The sequence below is a fragment of the Peribacillus sp. B65 genome (assembly GCF_058513295.1).
In genome coordinates, this window is sequence record NZ_CP195840.1 from 224,808 (window position 1) to 241,062 (window position 16,255).

The 16,255-nt window shown below is 40.8% G+C and carries 22 protein-coding genes; 7 read left to right on the forward strand and 15 right to left on the reverse strand.

Translation table 11 applies throughout. The features are described from left to right. The first annotated feature begins 60 nt into the window (after positions 1–60). Positions 61–1,266 carry a nucleotidyltransferase gene (locus tag ACSR9O_RS01085; protein ID WP_491723800.1) on the forward strand — a complete coding sequence of 402 codons (1,206 nt, stop codon included), beginning with the start codon at positions 61–63 and terminating at the stop codon, positions 1,264–1,266. A gap of 78 nt (positions 1,267–1,344) precedes the next feature. Here ACSR9O_RS01085 and ACSR9O_RS01090 read toward each other — a convergent pair whose 3' ends face one another. Together ACSR9O_RS01090 and ACSR9O_RS01095 are read right to left on the reverse strand one after the other, a co-directional pair. Continuing rightward, positions 1,345–2,370, reverse strand: a complete 1,026-nt coding sequence (locus tag ACSR9O_RS01090; RefSeq protein ID WP_230177563.1) for a SepM family pheromone-processing serine protease — start codon at positions 2,368–2,370, stop codon at positions 1,345–1,347. Further along, positions 2,360–3,157 carry a patatin-like phospholipase family protein gene (locus tag ACSR9O_RS01095; protein ID WP_101224567.1) on the reverse strand — a complete coding sequence of 266 codons (798 nt, stop codon included), beginning with the start codon at positions 3,155–3,157 and terminating at the stop codon, positions 2,360–2,362. The genes ACSR9O_RS01090 and ACSR9O_RS01095 overlap by 11 nt, the downstream gene beginning before the upstream one ends. Positions 3,158–3,466: 309 nt before the next feature. On the opposite strand from ACSR9O_RS01095, the gene ylbJ reads away from it, so the two are divergent. Continuing rightward, positions 3,467–4,684, forward strand: a complete 1,218-nt coding sequence (gene ylbJ, locus ACSR9O_RS01100; RefSeq protein ID WP_101224566.1) for a sporulation integral membrane protein YlbJ — start codon at positions 3,467–3,469, stop codon at positions 4,682–4,684. A 41-nt stretch (positions 4,685–4,725) separates the two neighbouring features. Here ylbJ and coaD read toward each other — a convergent pair whose 3' ends face one another. Together coaD and rsmD are read right to left on the reverse strand one after the other, a co-directional pair. Further along, the gene (gene coaD / locus ACSR9O_RS01105; protein ID WP_098865200.1) at positions 4,726–5,217 is read right to left on the reverse strand and encodes a pantetheine-phosphate adenylyltransferase; all 492 of its coding nucleotides are present in this window, start codon (positions 5,215–5,217) and stop codon (positions 4,726–4,728) included. Further along, a complete protein-coding gene (gene rsmD / locus ACSR9O_RS01110; protein ID WP_034313946.1) occupies positions 5,218–5,793 on the reverse strand; it encodes a 16S rRNA (guanine(966)-N(2))-methyltransferase RsmD in 576 nt (191 codons plus the stop codon). A 456-nt stretch (positions 5,794–6,249) separates the two neighbouring features. Here rsmD and ACSR9O_RS01115 point away from each other — a divergent pair, with 456 nt between their 5' ends. Continuing rightward, positions 6,250–6,639, forward strand: a complete 390-nt coding sequence (locus tag ACSR9O_RS01115) for a DUF7147 family protein (RefSeq protein WP_230177567.1) — start codon at positions 6,250–6,252, stop codon at positions 6,637–6,639. A gap of 54 nt (positions 6,640–6,693) precedes the next feature. Here the strand turns inward: ACSR9O_RS01115 and ACSR9O_RS01120 are convergent, their stop codons facing one another. After that, positions 6,694–6,969 (reverse strand): YlbG family protein, encoded by a 276-nt coding sequence (locus ACSR9O_RS01120; RefSeq protein WP_048684554.1) that lies wholly within the window; start codon positions 6,967–6,969, stop codon positions 6,694–6,696. 137 nt (positions 6,970–7,106) lie between these two features. On the opposite strand from ACSR9O_RS01120, the gene ACSR9O_RS01125 reads away from it, so the two are divergent. Further along, positions 7,107–7,430 (forward strand): hypothetical protein, encoded by a 324-nt coding sequence (locus ACSR9O_RS01125; RefSeq protein ID WP_101224564.1) that lies wholly within the window; start codon positions 7,107–7,109, stop codon positions 7,428–7,430. Between the two features lie 180 nt (positions 7,431–7,610). Here the strand turns inward: ACSR9O_RS01125 and ACSR9O_RS01130 are convergent, their stop codons facing one another. Genes ACSR9O_RS01130 through ACSR9O_RS01145 form a run of 4 tightly spaced genes read right to left on the reverse strand, consistent with a single transcriptional unit; the run spans position 7,611 to position 9,293 of the window. Continuing rightward, on the reverse strand, positions 7,611–8,060 hold the full coding sequence (locus ACSR9O_RS01130; protein ID WP_491725432.1) for a YlbF/YmcA family competence regulator: 450 nt from the start codon (positions 8,058–8,060) through the stop codon (positions 7,611–7,613). A 60-nt stretch (positions 8,061–8,120) separates the two neighbouring features. Next, positions 8,121–8,546, reverse strand: coding sequence for a hypothetical protein (locus tag ACSR9O_RS01135; RefSeq protein ID WP_101224563.1), 426 nt, complete (start codon positions 8,544–8,546; stop codon positions 8,121–8,123). A 60-nt stretch (positions 8,547–8,606) separates the two neighbouring features. Continuing rightward, positions 8,607–8,849 carry a YlbE-like family protein gene (locus ACSR9O_RS01140; protein ID WP_101224562.1) on the reverse strand — a complete coding sequence of 81 codons (243 nt, stop codon included), beginning with the start codon at positions 8,847–8,849 and terminating at the stop codon, positions 8,607–8,609. A gap of 12 nt (positions 8,850–8,861) precedes the next feature. Next, a complete protein-coding gene (locus tag ACSR9O_RS01145; protein WP_491723801.1) occupies positions 8,862–9,293 on the reverse strand; it encodes a YlbD family protein in 432 nt (143 codons plus the stop codon). A gap of 86 nt (positions 9,294–9,379) precedes the next feature. Between ACSR9O_RS01145 and ACSR9O_RS01150 the strand changes: the two genes are divergently transcribed. Beyond that, a complete protein-coding gene (locus ACSR9O_RS01150) occupies positions 9,380–9,631 on the forward strand; it encodes a hypothetical protein (protein WP_491723802.1) in 252 nt (83 codons plus the stop codon). Between the two features lie 9 nt (positions 9,632–9,640). Then, positions 9,641–9,850, forward strand: coding sequence for a hypothetical protein (locus ACSR9O_RS01155; RefSeq protein ID WP_491723803.1), 210 nt, complete (start codon positions 9,641–9,643; stop codon positions 9,848–9,850). Here ACSR9O_RS01155 and ACSR9O_RS01160 read toward each other — a convergent pair. Then, positions 9,837–10,871, reverse strand: coding sequence for a CAP domain-containing protein (locus ACSR9O_RS01160; RefSeq protein WP_230177573.1), 1,035 nt, complete (start codon positions 10,869–10,871; stop codon positions 9,837–9,839). The genes ACSR9O_RS01155 and ACSR9O_RS01160 overlap by 14 nt on opposite strands. A gap of 346 nt (positions 10,872–11,217) precedes the next feature. Between ACSR9O_RS01160 and ACSR9O_RS01165 the strand changes: the two genes are divergently transcribed. Further along, on the forward strand, positions 11,218–11,580 hold the full coding sequence (locus ACSR9O_RS01165) for a YugN family protein (protein WP_101224559.1): 363 nt from the start codon (positions 11,218–11,220) through the stop codon (positions 11,578–11,580). Positions 11,581–11,693: 113 nt separating this feature from the next. On the opposite strand, the gene ACSR9O_RS01170 is transcribed toward ACSR9O_RS01165, so the two are convergent. The 5 genes from ACSR9O_RS01170 to ctaD form a co-directional block, all read right to left on the reverse strand. Further along, a complete protein-coding gene (locus tag ACSR9O_RS01170) occupies positions 11,694–12,155 on the reverse strand; it encodes a DUF420 domain-containing protein (protein ID WP_057278459.1) in 462 nt (153 codons plus the stop codon). 206 nt (positions 12,156–12,361) lie between these two features. Further along, the gene (ctaG, locus tag ACSR9O_RS01175) at positions 12,362–13,273 is read right to left on the reverse strand and encodes a cytochrome c oxidase assembly factor CtaG (protein WP_353616236.1); all 912 of its coding nucleotides are present in this window, start codon (positions 13,271–13,273) and stop codon (positions 12,362–12,364) included. A 141-nt stretch (positions 13,274–13,414) separates the two neighbouring features. Then, positions 13,415–13,750, reverse strand: a complete 336-nt coding sequence (ctaF, locus tag ACSR9O_RS01180) for a cytochrome c oxidase subunit IVB (protein ID WP_048684534.1) — start codon at positions 13,748–13,750, stop codon at positions 13,415–13,417. 3 nt (positions 13,751–13,753) lie between these two features. After that, a complete protein-coding gene (locus ACSR9O_RS01185) occupies positions 13,754–14,383 on the reverse strand; it encodes a cytochrome (ubi)quinol oxidase subunit III (RefSeq protein ID WP_101224556.1) in 630 nt (209 codons plus the stop codon). Further along, positions 14,383–16,254, reverse strand: a complete 1,872-nt coding sequence (gene ctaD, locus ACSR9O_RS01190) for a cytochrome c oxidase subunit I (RefSeq protein WP_101224555.1) — start codon at positions 16,252–16,254, stop codon at positions 14,383–14,385. The genes ACSR9O_RS01185 and ctaD overlap by 1 nt, the downstream gene beginning before the upstream one ends. Position 16,255 lies beyond the last annotated feature (1 nt).

The following is a 16,255-nucleotide window of genomic DNA, read 5'->3' on the forward strand; positions in this document are numbered from 1 at the left end:
TTGAAATACTATTTTAGCACTAAGTTGATAAAATACAAAGTTTTTCTCTGAGGTGATCAAATGAAAGCTTGCGGTTTAGTAGTCGAATATAACCCTTTTCATAATGGACATGTTTTACATGCAAGAGAAAGTAGAGAAAAAACAGGGGCAGATGTAGTGGTGGCTGTCATGAGCGGGCCCTTTTTACAGCGCGGCGAGCCCGCTATCGTCAGCAAGTGGACCCGTGCCGAAATGGCCTTGAATGGCGGCATAGATCTTGTCATTGAACTTCCCTATGCTTTCGCGACACAGAAGGCGGAGATATTTGCAAAAGGATCTATTTCCCTTTTGGAATCCCTTGGCTGTGACTCCTTTTGCTTCGGAAGCGAGGATGGCCGAATTGAACCATTCATCACCGCACACAGAATTCTTTCGGATAATTCCGATGCATTCGATGCTGCAATTAAATCGGCTATGGATGTCGGTAATAGTTATCCGGCCAGTGCTGCCCAGGCTTATCGTTCGATCATCAATGATGAGGCGGCATTGGATTTGACGAAGCCAAATAATATTCTTGGAAAGGAATATGTAAGTGCTGCCCTATCAAATGGCTACTCCATCCGCCCTTATACGATTCAAAGGGTCGCTGCCGGATACCATGAAACAAAGTTGTCCAAAGACCCTATTGCCAGCGCAACGGGGATACGTAAAGCCATTCATGAACACAGGGAATTAAATCCTGTTTCCAGTTATATTCCTCAGCCGACAATGAATGGTCTTGAGCAATATTTAACGCGCTACCAAGCCTTGCATGACTGGGAAATGTATTGGCCCCTTTTGAAATACCGAATCCTTTCTTCCTCTTTAATCGAATTGGCAGGGATATACGAAATCGAGGAAGGCATAGAACACCGAATAAAGGAGATGGCCAAACAATCTTCGAGCTTTTCTGGATTCATGGCAGATCTGAAGACAAAACGCTACACATGGACACGACTACAGCGGATGTGCGTCCACATACTGACCCATACATTAAAAGAACAGATGATTCACAATGAACAACCAGCCTATTTCAGACTTCTTGGCATGAATGGCCGGGGACAAGAATACCTTCGCAATGTAAAAAAAGGCTTACCCCTCCCGCTCATCTCTAAACTTTCGTCCTATCAGAAGCAGGACATCGATACGGACTTGCGAGCGGCACAGGTGTATGCACTTGGCTTGTCCGAACCGTATCAGGCTGCCTTGATGAAACGGGAATATGAATCCCCCATCATTTTCAAATGAAGAAAGGTTTAAGCTTGGCCCTTCCATCCTTAATAGTAAAAAAAAGCGCAAACAGTAGTTGACTGCCTGCGCTTTTTTTCATTTTTCCTTTCCTTTCAGCTTCGTTAAATAGGCTATTGCATCATCAAAGTTGTCAACCGGTACGATCTTCATATCCGTGTCGATATCCTTTGCTGCAATGAGTGCATCTTCATAATTCGAACCTGCTGCTCCGTTTTCATTTGGGGCAAAGAATATTTCCGCTCCAGATTTATCGGCTGCAACTATTTTCTGTTGAATTCCGCCAATTGGACCGACTGTCCCATCATCAGACATCGTTCCCGTACCCGCTATGTCATAGCCACTTGTAAGATCGCCTTTTGTTAATTGATTATAAATCTCCAATGAAAACATTAAACCAGCCGAAGGACCGCCTATTTGTTCTGAATCTATGGCAATCGCCGGTTTCGTGATCACTTTTCGATTGTCATCCAGCGAAATGCCTATTCCGACCCTATTTGGGTCATTTTTAAAAGGCTGCAATGAAAGAACGGCCGTTTTCTCCGTCTCTTCCCGCTTATACACTATTTTCACTTCATCTCCAGCCTTTTTTCCGTTAATGTAGTCCATGAATTCCTGTGCAGACTTGAATTTAACGTCATCGACCTGTATGATTTGATCGCCCGCTTTCAGTTCTTTAGCTGCCGGCATTCCTTTTAGCACGTCCAAAACATATACACCCAGGTACTCGTAATCGACTTCTTTCCCTGCTTTTTCATATGCGATCTGAATGGCATTATTTTTAGAACCATCCATTAAGTGCAGCTGCCTGATATTATATTCTTCATCTGTTTCATCTTCGCTTCGAATGGAGGTTTCCGGATAAAGCTCCTGATATTTGCTCCATTTCGCCAGCATGTAGGAATATATATTCGCCCGGCCCATCCTTACAGTGGTTAACATAAAGCTTCCTTTTGCTTCATCTCCTCCGGATACCTCAATGATTGGCTCCAATTCTTTAGCCATTCCTGGTTTTGATACATAAAAAGGTAGGGAATAAAGGGCTGATGCTATGAGAAGTATAGCCACCACCAGGAAAGTGCGTACATATATTTTACGGCTCATCTTCAAAGGACTCCTTCCAAGTAACAATACACTGCTTAATTTGATCTATCTTACCTCTTGCAGCTTCTTCTCCAATACTAATTATTTCCTGAACGTTTGTAAATGATTTAGAGCTGTATTTCTCAACCCTGGGGCGTATCATGACGTCTGAAGCAAACTCCCTGCTTTTAACAAGTTCCATTTGCAGGATATCGAGGCTTTGCATGATGACATCATAGATGGAGTTTATCTCCATATCCTGTTTCACGTGGGCTACATCCACACCAATTATGATGTCTGCTCCCATATCCTTCACGACTGAAACAGGAACCCTGTCAACAACGCCGCCATCTACAAGCAGTCTGTTTCCGATTTTTTCGGGAATGAAAATGCCGGGAATGGAAATGCTTGCCCTTACAGCCGGTGCGATTGGGCCTTCCTGAAAAATGACTTTTTCCCCAGTTTTTATATCAGTGGCGACGACCGCCACAGGAATATCAAGTTCTTCAAATTTCTTGCCATATGTAAATACCCTGATTAAATCCTTTGTCCGTTTACCCGAAATGAAGCCCATTTTAGGTATGGTGAAGTCTAAATAATACTTTCGCTTAAATGCACGGGACAACTTATACAGCCTCTCGATATCCGAACCCGCTCCATAAAAGGCTGCAACCATAGCTCCCATGCTGCTTCCAGCAATCATATCTATCGGAATGCCTTCTTGCTGTAATACCTTTATCACGCCAATATGTGCAAACCCCCTAGCTCCTCCTGACCCAAGTGCAAGCCCGACTTTTGGTTTCGACAAAGATATCCCTCCCGCTATAACTAGTTCAAAATATTGAAATAACACTCATTCAAAGTTATGGTCTTAAACGGATTTATAGAAGCATATTATTTATATTGACAGTGAAACAAGCATGGCAGATATAAACTATGCCAGCCAATAAAGTGCAGGGTTTCATTGAAATTCCATTGTGAGGAACATCCTCATTTATACATGTCGGAACAATCCACATTTCATCATGCGCTTACTTTTCGAGAAAAGGAAGTTCATATTTTATTATATACGAAACGAACTGCCCTTATTTAGTAACCTTCAAGAGGAGGCTGAATTTTGCTAAAATCAAAATCTAAAACAGTACTGTTAGCTACCTCCGTCACGATGATGGCAGTTGGCTTGATCATCTTCCCCCAAGAATCCTTTGAAGCTTCCAAAGGCGGACTCAATATTTGGTGGACAATTGTGTTTCCTTCGCTTCTACCTTTCTTGATTTTCTCGGAGTTATTAATCAGTTTTGGGGTTGTCAGGTTCATTGGTGTCATGCTAGAACCATTTATGCGTCCCTTATTCCGTGTACCAGGAGTTGGCGGTTTCGTTTGGGCGATGGGACTTGCATCAGGATTTCCAGCTGGAGCGAAATACACCGTGAGGCTTCGTCAGGAAGAACAATTGACCCGCATTGAAGCCGAAAGACTCGTTTGTTTTACTAATTCATCTAATCCATTGTTCTTGTTCGTTGCCGTTGCCGTAGGGTTTTTCCACAATCCTCATTTAGGGATCATCCTTGCACTTTCCCACTACCTAGGAAATTTTTGTGTAGGCATCATCATGCGTTTTTACCGTTGGAAAGAAGAAAAATCGCATACTAAAGTAATGACCAAGCTCCCCTCCATAAGACAAGCTTTTAGCCAAATGCATCGAACCAGAATAAAAGAAACAAGACCATTTGGCAGTTTACTTGGAGATGCGGTACTCTCATCCATCCAAACCCTATTAATGATCGGGGGATTCATCATTCTCTTTTCGGTGGTGAACAAGCTTTTATTTCACATGAACATTACCGGATTGCTAGCATCGTGGGTCGGAGGAATTTTACATATTTTTAATTTCCCGGATTCCTTAAGCCTCCCCTTCATATCAGGCATGTTTGAAATGACTCTTGGTTCAAAATTAACCAGTACGGTCGAAGATGCGACACTCTTTCAGCAAACTGTGATGACTAGTTTCATCTTAGCTTTCAACGGTTTCAGCATTCAAGCGCAGGTTGCCAGCATCATAGCCGCAACAGACATTCGTTTCACTCCCTTTTTTCTTGCTAGGATAGCACATGGCCTTTTGGCATCCATTATTACCATCTTGCTTTGGGAGCCATTCTATAAAGGCAATATGTACAGCGGCAGCCCGTTAAACGCATTCCCAGTCAGCGGATCCGGTGAACACGTGAATTCCCTATATCAGAACATGCTTGATTTCGGCCCCATTTTAACACTCTTGTTCTTGATCCTATACATCATCATATTTACCAAAAGGCTATTCAAAGGCCTTTCTTAAACCGAAAAAAAGAGCATTGCGCGTAGGCAATGCTCTTTTTTCTATCCTTTCAGTTCCTCGTACTTTTTGGCCAGGGCTTTCTGGACGACGTTTGGCACTAGTTCGGAGATATCTCCGCCATACTTCGCTACCTCTTTCACGATACTTGAACTCAAGAAAGAATATTGATTTTTCGTCATGATAAAGAATGACTCTATTTTATTGTTTAGGAATCGGTTCATCGAAGTTCCCTGCATTTCATATTCAAAGTCGGAAGTCGCCCTCAATCCCCTGATAATGGCATTCGCGGAAACGCTTTCAGCATAGTCGACCGTCAATCCCTGATAGAAATCCACTTTAACATTCGGCATATGGGCAGTCGCCTCAGTAATCAATTCCAGTCTCTCCTCCACTGTAAAAAGTGAATTTTTCGCTGAATTGTTCACGATGACCACATATACCTCATCAAAAACATTCGCTCCCCTTTGAATGATATCAAGATGACCAAATGTTATTGGATCAAAACTCCCCGGACAAATCGCTATTTTGGACATTCATAGTTCCCCCTGTTCGTGTACATTTCCCCATTGATAAATCGTAACGGCAATGACGCCATAAACTTCTTTTCTCTTAACGGTAAAGTCACCAACTTTTTCTGGCAATGTAACATCATGGCCATGCTCACAAACAATGTATCCCATATCGTTCAGCAATCGGTATTTATGTATTTCTTCAAGAATCTCGACTAGCTTTTGTTTCTTATAAGGTGGATCAAGAAAAATCAATTCAAAAGTCATTTCCCTTTTCACCAAAGCCTTCAGTGCACGCTCTGAATCATTTTTATAAACTTCTGCACGGTCTGAAAACTTGCATAGTTCCAAATTGGCCTTAACCGTTTGATTTGCTTTAAAATCCCGGTCGACAAATATGGCTTTATCCATGCCTCTGCTTAACGCTTCAATTCCCAGTCCACCGCTCCCGGCAAACAAGTCGAGGACCAGCCCTCCTTCGAAATAAGGACCAATCATATTGAAAATGGATTCCTTGACTTTATCAGTAGTCGGCCGGGTTCCTGTACCCGGTACAGCCTTAAGTGGTCTTCCTTTGCAAATTCCGGAAACGACCCTCATAATCCTCACCACATTTTATGACAAATTTCTGTTACTTTCCTATCCTAACATATTAGAAAAAGCTAGCCAATATTTAAACCCATTTGGCTTCATTTCCAAGATGAAAATCAAAGTATCATTTCGGACCATGGATTCTTTTTATAAATCTTTGACATTTTGAATAATAATGTGGTTTTTGGCAATAATGTGAATAACAACATTCCTTTTTAGGTGTTGTTGCCAACCGCGGAGAAGGCTTACGTTTCCCCATAAGCTCTTCCTCCGGTTTCTCCTCTCCCTTTGCCTTCTGGTCCTTAGTTAGACATAGAAGGACCCTGCATATTTTTGCAGGGCTTTTTTTTGTTAAATCTCTGATATCTAAGTGTCTTTGTCATGCTTCATCAATGAAGTTGTCCTTCTCTTTTATGAGGGATAATGATAAAGTAATGAATAATAAGTTAGTTAGGAGAGGTTTAATTGATTCAACGTTTTATTGAAATTGGACAAGGATATTCCGATATATATGAGTTGCTGGAAGTAGGACGCAATCAGAAACATCGAGTTGCAAGGCTTTTGGCCATGCATACTACTATAAATGATAAAAAGGTAACGTCATTGGTAATCGTCATGCACCCAACAGATCCCGGGAAATTCCAGCCGCTTTACATTTGCCGCGAAGGTATACCGAACCCTCATGCCACCAAAAACAAACGCTATGAGCTTTTTGAGAGCTTGGCGGAGGAACTGGATAGACCGATTATTGAAATCGACGTGAAACCTTCGGTGCTCTTTGCAGAAATCGAGTTGTACTACCAACACTTAATCGGCATTTTGCGAATGAATAGATATCTGCCCCCATTAGGTTGAGAAATGTTGATGCCCTGAAATGAAAAAGGCTGACTCCGCATGAGTCAGCTTTTTTTAAATTCCCATTTTATAATCATATTCTTTCGCTTTATCCGGTTTGGAGTTTTCGAACTCCACCTTCAAAAAAGGCTTGTAAGAAAGGTCCACTTTTTTAACGAACGAATAATTATTCAGCTTTTCCACTAGTGGCTCCACTTCATCCATATTCGTATAAAGCACCACATATTTCAACTTTTTTGAAACATAATGGATATTTCCAAATTTCCTAAGCATTTTGGCTTGTTTTAATGTATGTAAATAGACGATGATTCCCTGTCTCGCTCCAAGCATATCAATAACTCCCTTTTATAAAGGTTTTAACTAAGTGTAGCATAGCAGAATCTTTACTTTCAACCAAGAAAAAAGATTATAAACGAAATTCTCTCACTATTATGAATATAAACACTGTGAAGGGAGCCTAACAAACGATGGATTTAAACCAAATTTGGCATCAATTTATTGATCATCTATTAGATAATGAAGAAATTACCCAAGCTTCGATAAAAAAGTTCACAGGTATACCATTTTTATATATCCATTATCATCCGGCTCAAAATAATAATAGTAAGCTTTCTTTTTTAATAAAAAAAGCCGCAAGCCTTTCAATGCGTGGCAAGCAGCTTCATTGTGAAACCATTTTCGTACGGCAGGAAGAACATTTATATGTATTCCGGCACCGTTTTTATGTGCCGCAGCAAAAGATGTTTTGCTGCGGCAACCTATGTCCGGATTGTATTTTATATCGCAGTTAATCCCTTTGTCACGTATCCGGAATATAAATAACAAGAAAATCTTTATACATTCATCGGTTCATTGAACAATGTCTCGACGAAGGTTCCTTACATGACACAGCCACCGAACTCCGTAGTAATTTCGAATTTCGATGGCTGCATTCAATATACCGGCCTATTGTTCACAATATGGCCATTACCTTAAGCAGAGCATCCGCAGCTTCCGCCGGTTCCGCAGCTTCCCGTTGAACATCCACCGGATGAAACAAAAAATGGATTCCCCGCTGGAGTTTTGACCTGTTCAGAAACAGCTCGGCCAATCCTTCCGCTTATTTCATCAAGAACGGATTGCAATTCGGTCTCAGCCCGCTTAAACTCAGCAACGGCAGGATGCATATCCATGTCTCGTTTAGCTTGCCTGGTTTCTAAATTGATGCGTTTATAATCCGGATGATATTTACCGAACCTTTGAACATCTTCAAATAGATCCTTTAGCGAAGTAAACTTGGAAATTTTCCGCTGAGCCTCTTTGTCGCTTTGTAATTTATATAAACTAAGGAGGTATTCTTCCCCTATTTCAGATTGAAGGATCATTTCAGCTAATCCATCAGCCTGTTGTAAAATGTCGATGATTTCCATAGTAGCAAGCATTAACAAGCTCACCTCCACAACCATTTTACCATTTCTCCCTGTTAGATGCTAATGGTTTGATTAAATCGAGGAAGTGATATGTACCTCAATCTCTTTTTGCAGCCCTGTTTTTTCACCTGAACCATTCAAAATCTCCAGCTTGATTTTATGCTTGCCATTCGGGACTTCCTTTAAGATAAATGCTGCCGTTTTCATATCGACTTTCTTTTGATTATCAATAAATACGGACACAGTTGCCAACTGTTCTGGATTTGATTCAGAAAAACCATAGTTTTTCAAGTAGCACTCTACATAGACAGAGTTGCCTTTTACAAAAGTTTTTACCCGAAAGTCCTCATCTGAATTTCGGATGCCCGATACAGTGGTGGCAGCTTTAAGTGTAGAAACACTTTGTATGGCTACTCCTGAATTCTCAGGTTCCGGTATTTTCTTCCCACAACCCGACGCTGCCATCAACACTGTTAGAGCCAATATCAACTTTCTCATTCCATCGTCCCCCTTTTGCCTTTATTGTTCGCCAAAAGGAGTAATTTACTCTTTTTTTCTTCATTCACCTGAAACATTCATCGCTTGAAACATATGAAGCATCATGGAGGCGACCTGAACGCTTTCCGAAAATTTAGAGACCCGATGCGGAATCGACTTTTCAAAATAATATTTCGCCTCGGTTTCAAACACATCCACTTCATGGGGATTACGCATTAACCTTCTGTACCATCCAGGCTGAACCCTCAAGTAATTTCGCATATCTTCGTTTGTTTGGATGAATTCATATATATTCTGACGCATGAAAAACCCTCCTTAATCTTTTGTGAATAAAAAAGGGTTAGCTCTCTGCTCTTTTTCTTTTGGGGGAGGACTTGTATCACCTGATTTATTCCCTTGGAAAGCAGATAGCACTCCTTGGATTGCACCGATGGCCTGATTGGCATTCGTAATATATTGTTGAATCTGCCCCATATCCATATTTTTAACTGCACTCATTAACGAACCGATCAACTCAGTGCTTTGGTCCCCCTTTTCGTCCGGCGGTGATGGGGATTCTGTATACACTTTGGTCTCACCCACACTGCCTTCAGCCTGCCAGCGTGGATGATCATCCCCGAGTAAATACCACTCTTCAAAAAGTTCCTGCCATGTTGCTTGTTTGCTTCTCACTTCATTCACTAAATGAGGATGCTCCTTTACAAACTCCCGAAATCGATCCACGGAGGGCCGTTTTCTTTTTGCCATTACTCTCACCTCACACTTAGACATCGCCTATTGCACCATATGCTAAAGGTAAATAAAAAGTGCATCACATTCCATTTTAAATCCAATTGGATGTTCCAAAGCAAAAAAGGATGTATTTTCATGCGCGTGAATGTGACTTAATCAATGACATCCAGAACCTGGCTGAAGCTGCTGATGAAATAGAGTTATCTGATTCATCGGGAATTGTTTCAGGGTTAAAAGCCAAAGTAGAGCAAGGGAACCGCTCTTATTTTTCAATCCCGCTGCAATTAAATAAGGATGTAAGCGAACAGGGGACGACACTCACGATGGCCATGCCTGACACACCTCTTGATTGAACAAGACTCATGAAGGCATGGTGGCAACCTTCCGTTACTGCGGATATCCAAGTTCGTTACGTAATACCTTCCATTGCCGTTTGCGTGCAAATGCAAATTGACGTAGGCAAACTTATCATAGAGGGGAAGGTCCAGCGCGAGGATGGATGGGGAACTTTGCGCTATTTCCAGAACAAGAAAACGGACCCAAACGGATCCGTTTTTTTTATCTCTTTATGAAATTCTGAGTGTAATACTTTTTATATACCCCGACGCCCAGACCTGTAAATTCCTCGTTCAGCATCGCATCCCGATGACCTTTGCTATTTAGCCAGCCTTCCATGACTGCAGCTGCGTCCACATAATTAGCCGCTATATTTTCACCTGCTGCCCTGTATTTTACATGACCTGCATCGAGACGCTTTTCCAAATCCCCATTTGTTTCAGAAACATGGGTTCCTTCAGGTGTGTCCGTCATTTCACGGCTATGAAGGTAGGCAACCCTTGCTGTTGGAGCATCCCATTCTAAAGGCTCCAAATCAAACCGGCTGCGCATTATATTCGTAATATCGAATATTTGCTGCTCATTGCCATCTTCCACTTTCGCCATGTCTTCCTCAGAAAGATCCTTAATTGTCACAAGCTCACCATGATAGGTCAACTCATACGGCTGTTGTTTCAATAGGGCCGAATCATTCAAAAATCGGATGCTTGAAACAGTCCCTGTGAATTTATCCAAATAAAGCTGAACATTGATATTCCCTAAATCAATCAACGGTCTCATGTTCATGTCTTCCTCCGACAATTCGAAACGATAGGAACTGTCACCCACTTCAATATCAACAGTAGGTTCCACATATAAGCTGGAATAGATGGCATCAATCGATTGTCCAATTTTAAAAGGAGCGACATTGACCTCATCACCGATCCCATAAGCAGATACCACTTTTCCATTTTCAACGGCTAATTGAAAATAATTATTATAATTCTTTTTATATACCCACCATTCATATCCATATGCGGACATATCAATTCGATCTGGCTTACCGTATTCCTTTTCTATCTCTTTTGCATTTTTCCCGATTGTTACTGCCAGACCTTCTGTCACTTTAGTAACCCCTTCCTTTTCAGAGGAAGGGCTTTTTTCATTTATATGTCCATTGGGGTTAACACCTTTGTTACCATCAATAAGAGGGTTCCCTTCATCTTCATCGCCGATATTAAGATAAATACCGATTACGAAAAAAATAACGATCAACACCAACACCTTACCTAAATTGCGCAGAGGAACACTCCCTCTCTCTATCTAATTTATGTATCCAATGCAAAAAACCTTTCTTTCCTGATTATATCACTGTTCAATCATAATTTTCTAATTTACGATAGACTGCCCCTTCATTAAATTTATTTTAAAAATGGAACTTTTGTGAATGATTGAAATACCATGGTTGAGTTCATTGCAACTTCCACCATTTCGTACTATTATAAAATATAGGATAAAATGGTATATTATAAACATACTTGGAGATTTTTAATATATTCATGTACATAATATTTTCCCGGTATGTCATTTTAATTCCCAATAGTAAACATAGGAGGTACTACTCGTGAAATTTGAAAGCTTTGGAATCGAAAACATCACAGCCGACTTAAACCGATTAGATGACCTAATGCCGCAATATGGTTTAATACGTGCAGAACAATGGGATTACGAAAGAGTCAGTTACGATCGTAAGTTCGAATTAAAAGAAGGCACGTTTTACCTGAGAATACTTGGCTATGCTACAGAGGGCGATGTAGGCTCTCACAGGGCCGTCATTAAACTTATGGTCCCTCTATTAGGAAAACACTATTATCCACACGGAGTTGAATATGGAGAAGGAGAGGATTTCCCTGCATCACTAGTTAAACAAAGTGAAAAAATCCTCTCTCAAATCAAAGAAGAACTTACACAATTCAACGGCCTGTAAAAGCCGTAAGTTAAAAGTGAGGTACAAAGAGAGAGGATCATGTGTGATGCTCTCTTTTTTTCGTATCCATTACAAAAGCCTGATGCTTTTTTGCACCAGGCTTTTTCGTTATTTTAAAATCCTAGGATCGCCTTTATTAAAGATGTTGTTTCGCCGCCATGATAAATGACATAAAGCAGGATGTAAACAGCTACACCTGTAATCCCAGTGAAAAACCAAATGATGCTTGTAGCAGGTCCGATTTTTTTATGAATGGCGAATTTACCTTTAAAACCAGTGGTAAGCATGATGATCCCCAAAACTGCTCCAGTTGTCGCAAGCGTTATATGGAAGATCAAAAAAATTGTATAATAAATTTTAATGTCATCGGGTCCGCCAAATGACGTACTGCCAATGAAGACCGTCCGGGAAAGATATATAGTGAAAAAGATTACCGCAAAAACCGCAGCTGCCATCATGGTTTTTTTATGAGTCTCGATTTTGCGTTGTTTAATTTGATACCAGCCTATTGCAACAGTGATTGCACTTAATACAATGAAAGCTGTACTTATCGTTGGAAGGATTGGTAAAGACATATGTATTGTAGTCCTCTCTATATTTATTAATCAACTACCATTTTATAAGAGGCAATCATAAAATTCAATAAAATCAAGGATTATTAACAGAATGCTCACTTTTATAGAATAGCCAAGTCGAATCACTGGCTATTTGTTTTAAATCAAAAAACAGGCAAGGCAGATAAAAGACTTGTCCGTCCCAAGACAAGTCTTTTATCGTACAATTATTCTACAGTCTGAAAATCCGAAGGTATCGGATCGATATCATTTTGGCCGCCATTCTCCTTTTTGAACCAAGCAAAGAAAATGACACCTAATACATAGCCTAAAACAATTTCTTGGATCACCTTCATCAGAACCCCACCAAGCTGTTGATCCTCAAGCAATGGCAGTCCATTGAACATTTCCGGGCCACTGAGCGTTAAGCCGGACAGTGCTGAAGCCGGAACGCAAAGCTCCATGGCACTCGCCCAAGATTCCGCATTGGTGAATGTATCATACATCGGATCATTAGCAAAAATGATCAAAGCGCAAGCAGGGGTCATTAGAATGCCACTGCCGAAAATATAAGCTACTTTTTTCACACCTGATAGACTTTCACGTTCCGGAAGTTGATTGACAAGCGGGAACCACATCAAAACAGCAGTGGTAAATAAAAGGACCGTGTATCCGGCATGAAACCACATCCCCGTTTTGATAAAGTCGAACACTAACGGGATATGGTACAACGAGAAAAGAACATTAAACAGTAAAAGGGCGACAAGAGGTTTCGTGAAAAATTGAAATAACGGCTTCACTCCCCTTGAGTTTATGAAAGTTCTCATAAGCCAATCTGGAATCGCTATGATAAATAAAGGCGGAATCACGAGATAGAGCAGTGCCATTTGAAACATGTGCGCACTGAACATGATATGGCTCAATAAATCCAGTGGTGATCCTTTTACTGCATATAGAAGGAACATGGCTATCAAAAAATAAGTTGCCTGTTTAACGGATAGGACTGAACTGCCCGAAAACTTCTCCCTTTTTTTTGTCACCAGCCAAAAATAGCCAACGGTTATAAGTACGAGGACGGCAAAATAATAAGGACTCCACAAAGCGCGAAATCCGAAAATATCAATAGACAAAAAAATCACCTCGTTCATAAACTTTTTCTTACTTTCATTATACCTAAAATGAAACATGGTAACAAATATAGATAAACTTGGATTCTTTTTCTAGCTAATCAACACATAAAGAAAACCGGCTATCATTCAATAGCCGATTTCCTTTATGGTTTATAACCAAACAATCGTTGTGAACACAAGGACAGTTATCAAGCCGACTGCAAGGCCCGAAAATAAAAACAATGCAATGGTGCCATGCCCTTTATGCTTCATATGCATGAAATAATACAATTGGAAAATCACCTGTACAACTGCCAGCAGCAAAATGACTGGTTTAATGAACCAATGTGAAAAACCCTCGATTCCTACAGCAGCAAAAGCAAGTAATGTAAAGAAAATCATAAGTGTAAATGATATCACTTGGTGTTTCATCTCTTCAGCATTTTTCTTACGGCGATATTTTAAATCGACATTCGGGTTCGCTGAATTTGATTGTTCATTCGCCATCAGTTATCCCACCATTCCCATTAAGTATACGACAGTAAAGATAAACACCCAGACTACGTCAATGAAATGCCAATAAAGACTCGCGACATAAAATTTAGGAGCGTTATATAAATTCAAGCCCCTTCTTGCATTACGAACCATAAGAGATATGATCCAAACCAGACCGAAAGCAACGTGTCCTCCATGAAAACCAACTAACGTATAAAACGCGGAGCCGAATGCACTGCTCGTAAATGTATGATGGAATTCATGAACATAGTGATTAAATTCATAAATCTCGAGACCTAGAAAAGCAAAGCCAAGTGCAACTGTAATCACAAGCCATGCTTGCATTTGTTTAAAATGGTTATTTTTCATATGGTACATCGCATATACACTGGTTAATGAACTGGTCAATAAAAGCATGGTTGCTACAAAAGTCAGCGGTAATTCGAATAAGTCTTTAGCTAGGGCTGCATCACCATTTGGAACTTTATCCTTCAATGCAAGGTAAGTTGCAAAAAGTGAGGCGAATAGTACCGTCTCTCCACCAAGAAACAACCAGAATCCCAAATACTTATTTTTACCTTCTAAAGTCGCTTTCTCGGGAGAAGCAGGCCAAGTGGCATCCGTGAATCTTTCATCTGCTTGCATTATGCCTTACCTCCCTTGTCTTTATTGTCCATAAGGTCTTCTTTATGAATGTGGTAACCATGATCGTCTTTAACGGAACGGATAAGCATTGAACCGAATGTGATCAAAAGTCCAACAATAATTATTGGCAGGGTCCATGTCTTATCATCCATATTATATAAAGCACCGAATGCGGCAACAAATAAACCCAAGGCAATCGTTAAAGGTAGTATGGATGAATTCGGCATATGGATATCCCCCAGTGGTTCTGCAGGAGTCATTTCCTTTTTCCCTTCCATTTTCTCAACCCAGTAAGGATCTAATCCGCGGACAAGCGGAAGTTGTTTGAAATTATAAAACGGCGGTGGTGATGGGATGGCCCATTCCAGCGTACGGCCGTCTCCCCATGGATCATTGCCGACCTTCTCATTCTTCACGGATGTAATGATTATATTGATGACCATAACCAAGACCCCAAATGCCATTAAGAAGGCTCCAACTGTACTAATCATATTACCTGTATTAAGACCTTGATCGTCCAAGAATGTAAATACGCGACGAGGCATCCCCATCAAACCTAAGAAATGTTGAATGAAGAATGTTAAATGGAAACCGATCAAGAACGTCCAAAATGTGATTTGTCCCAATTTTTCACTTAACATCGTTCCAAACATTTTCGGCCAATAAAAATTGATTCCAGCCAGTAAGCCCAATACAACCCCACCAACGATTACATAGTGGAAATGGGCAACAACGAAATAACTATCATGGTATTGATAATCAGCTGGTGCTGATGCGAGCATGATACCTGTCACGCCACCCATGGTAAATGTAGGGATAAAGGCAACTGCATAAAGCATCGGTACCGTGAACTTGACGCTTCCGCCCCACATCGTAAAAATCCAGTTGAATATCTTAATACCTGTCGGCACCGCAATAGCCATGGTAGCCACGGCAAAAATCGCATTCGCGATAGGTCCCAAACCAGTCGTAAACATGTGATGCGCCCAAACCATGAAACCTAAGAAACCGATTAAAACGGTTGCAAATACCATCGATGAATATCCGAATAATCTTTTTCTTGAGAATGTAGCGAAAATTTCGGAAAAAATACCGAAAGCTGGAAGAATCAGGATATATACTTCCGGGTGACCGAATATCCAGAATAAATGCTCCCAAATGATCGTATTCCCGCCCGCTGCTACATCAAAGAAATTCGAGCCGAACATCCTGTCGAACATCATTAACACCAATCCTACGGTAAGCGGAGGAAAAGCGAATAATATCAATGCGGAAACAACGAAAGTTGACCATGTGAACAGCGGCATACGCATATATGTCATACCAGGCGTACGCATATTAATAATGGTTACAAGGAAATTGATCCCCGCAATTAATGTTCCCAATCCTGATATCTGTAATCCCAGGACGTAAAAATCAATACCATGGCCTTCGGAATGCAGGGAAAGTGATGCATATGATGTCCAGCCTGCATCAGGAGCCCCCCCTAAAAACCAAGAAAGATTCAGAAAGACTCCTCCAAAGAAAAACAACCAAAAACCTAACGAGTTCAAAAATGGGAACGCGACATCACGTGCCCCTATCTGTAAGGGTACAACCGCATTCATTACAGCAAACACCAATGGCATGGCTGCCAGAAATATCATAGTTGTACCGTGCATGGTCAATATTTCATTATAAAATCCGGCACTTACGAAATCATTATTTGGGATTGCAAGCTGGATACGGATAAACATCGCTTCCAAACCGCCGATTACAAAGAATAATCCGCCAGAGATAAGATATAAAATGGCGATTTTCTTATGGTCCACCGTCGTCAGATAATCCCAAAGCGTAGCGCCAAATCCTTTTTTATTAGCGTACGTACTCACG

What these genes read in the sequence shown, in the direction of transcription:
- ACSR9O_RS01085 (WP_491723800.1), top strand. Translation starts at nt 61, where the DNA reads ATGAAAGCTTGCGGTTTAGTAGTCGAATATAACCCTTTTCATAATGGA.
- ACSR9O_RS01090 (WP_230177563.1), bottom strand. Translation starts at nt 2,370, where the DNA reads ATGAGCCGTAAAATATATGTACGCACTTTCCTGGTGGTGGCTATACTT.
- coaD (WP_098865200.1), bottom strand. Translation starts at nt 5,217, where the DNA reads ATGTCCAAAATAGCGATTTGTCCGGGGAGTTTTGATCCAATAACATTT.
- rsmD (WP_034313946.1), bottom strand. Translation starts at nt 5,793, where the DNA reads ATGAGGGTCGTTTCCGGAATTTGCAAAGGAAGACCACTTAAGGCTGTA.
- ACSR9O_RS01120 (WP_048684554.1), bottom strand. Translation starts at nt 6,969, where the DNA reads ATGCTTGGAGCGAGACAGGGAATCATCGTCTATTTACATACATTAAAA.
- ACSR9O_RS01125 (WP_101224564.1), top strand. Translation starts at nt 7,107, where the DNA reads ATGGATTTAAACCAAATTTGGCATCAATTTATTGATCATCTATTAGAT.
- ACSR9O_RS01130 (WP_491725432.1), bottom strand. Translation starts at nt 8,060, where the DNA reads ATGCTTGCTACTATGGAAATCATCGACATTTTACAACAGGCTGATGGA.
- ACSR9O_RS01135 (WP_101224563.1), bottom strand. Translation starts at nt 8,546, where the DNA reads ATGAGAAAGTTGATATTGGCTCTAACAGTGTTGATGGCAGCGTCGGGT.
- ACSR9O_RS01140 (WP_101224562.1), bottom strand. Translation starts at nt 8,849, where the DNA reads ATGCGTCAGAATATATATGAATTCATCCAAACAAACGAAGATATGCGA.
- ACSR9O_RS01145 (WP_491723801.1), bottom strand. Translation starts at nt 9,293, where the DNA reads ATGGCAAAAAGAAAACGGCCCTCCGTGGATCGATTTCGGGAGTTTGTA.
- ACSR9O_RS01155 (WP_491723803.1), top strand. Translation starts at nt 9,641, where the DNA reads ATGAAGGCATGGTGGCAACCTTCCGTTACTGCGGATATCCAAGTTCGT.
- ACSR9O_RS01170 (WP_057278459.1), bottom strand. Translation starts at nt 12,155, where the DNA reads ATGTCTTTACCAATCCTTCCAACGATAAGTACAGCTTTCATTGTATTA.
- ctaF (WP_048684534.1), bottom strand. Translation starts at nt 13,750, where the DNA reads ATGGCGAATGAACAATCAAATTCAGCGAACCCGAATGTCGATTTAAAA.
- ACSR9O_RS01185 (WP_101224556.1), bottom strand. Translation starts at nt 14,383, where the DNA reads ATGCAAGCAGATGAAAGATTCACGGATGCCACTTGGCCTGCTTCTCCC.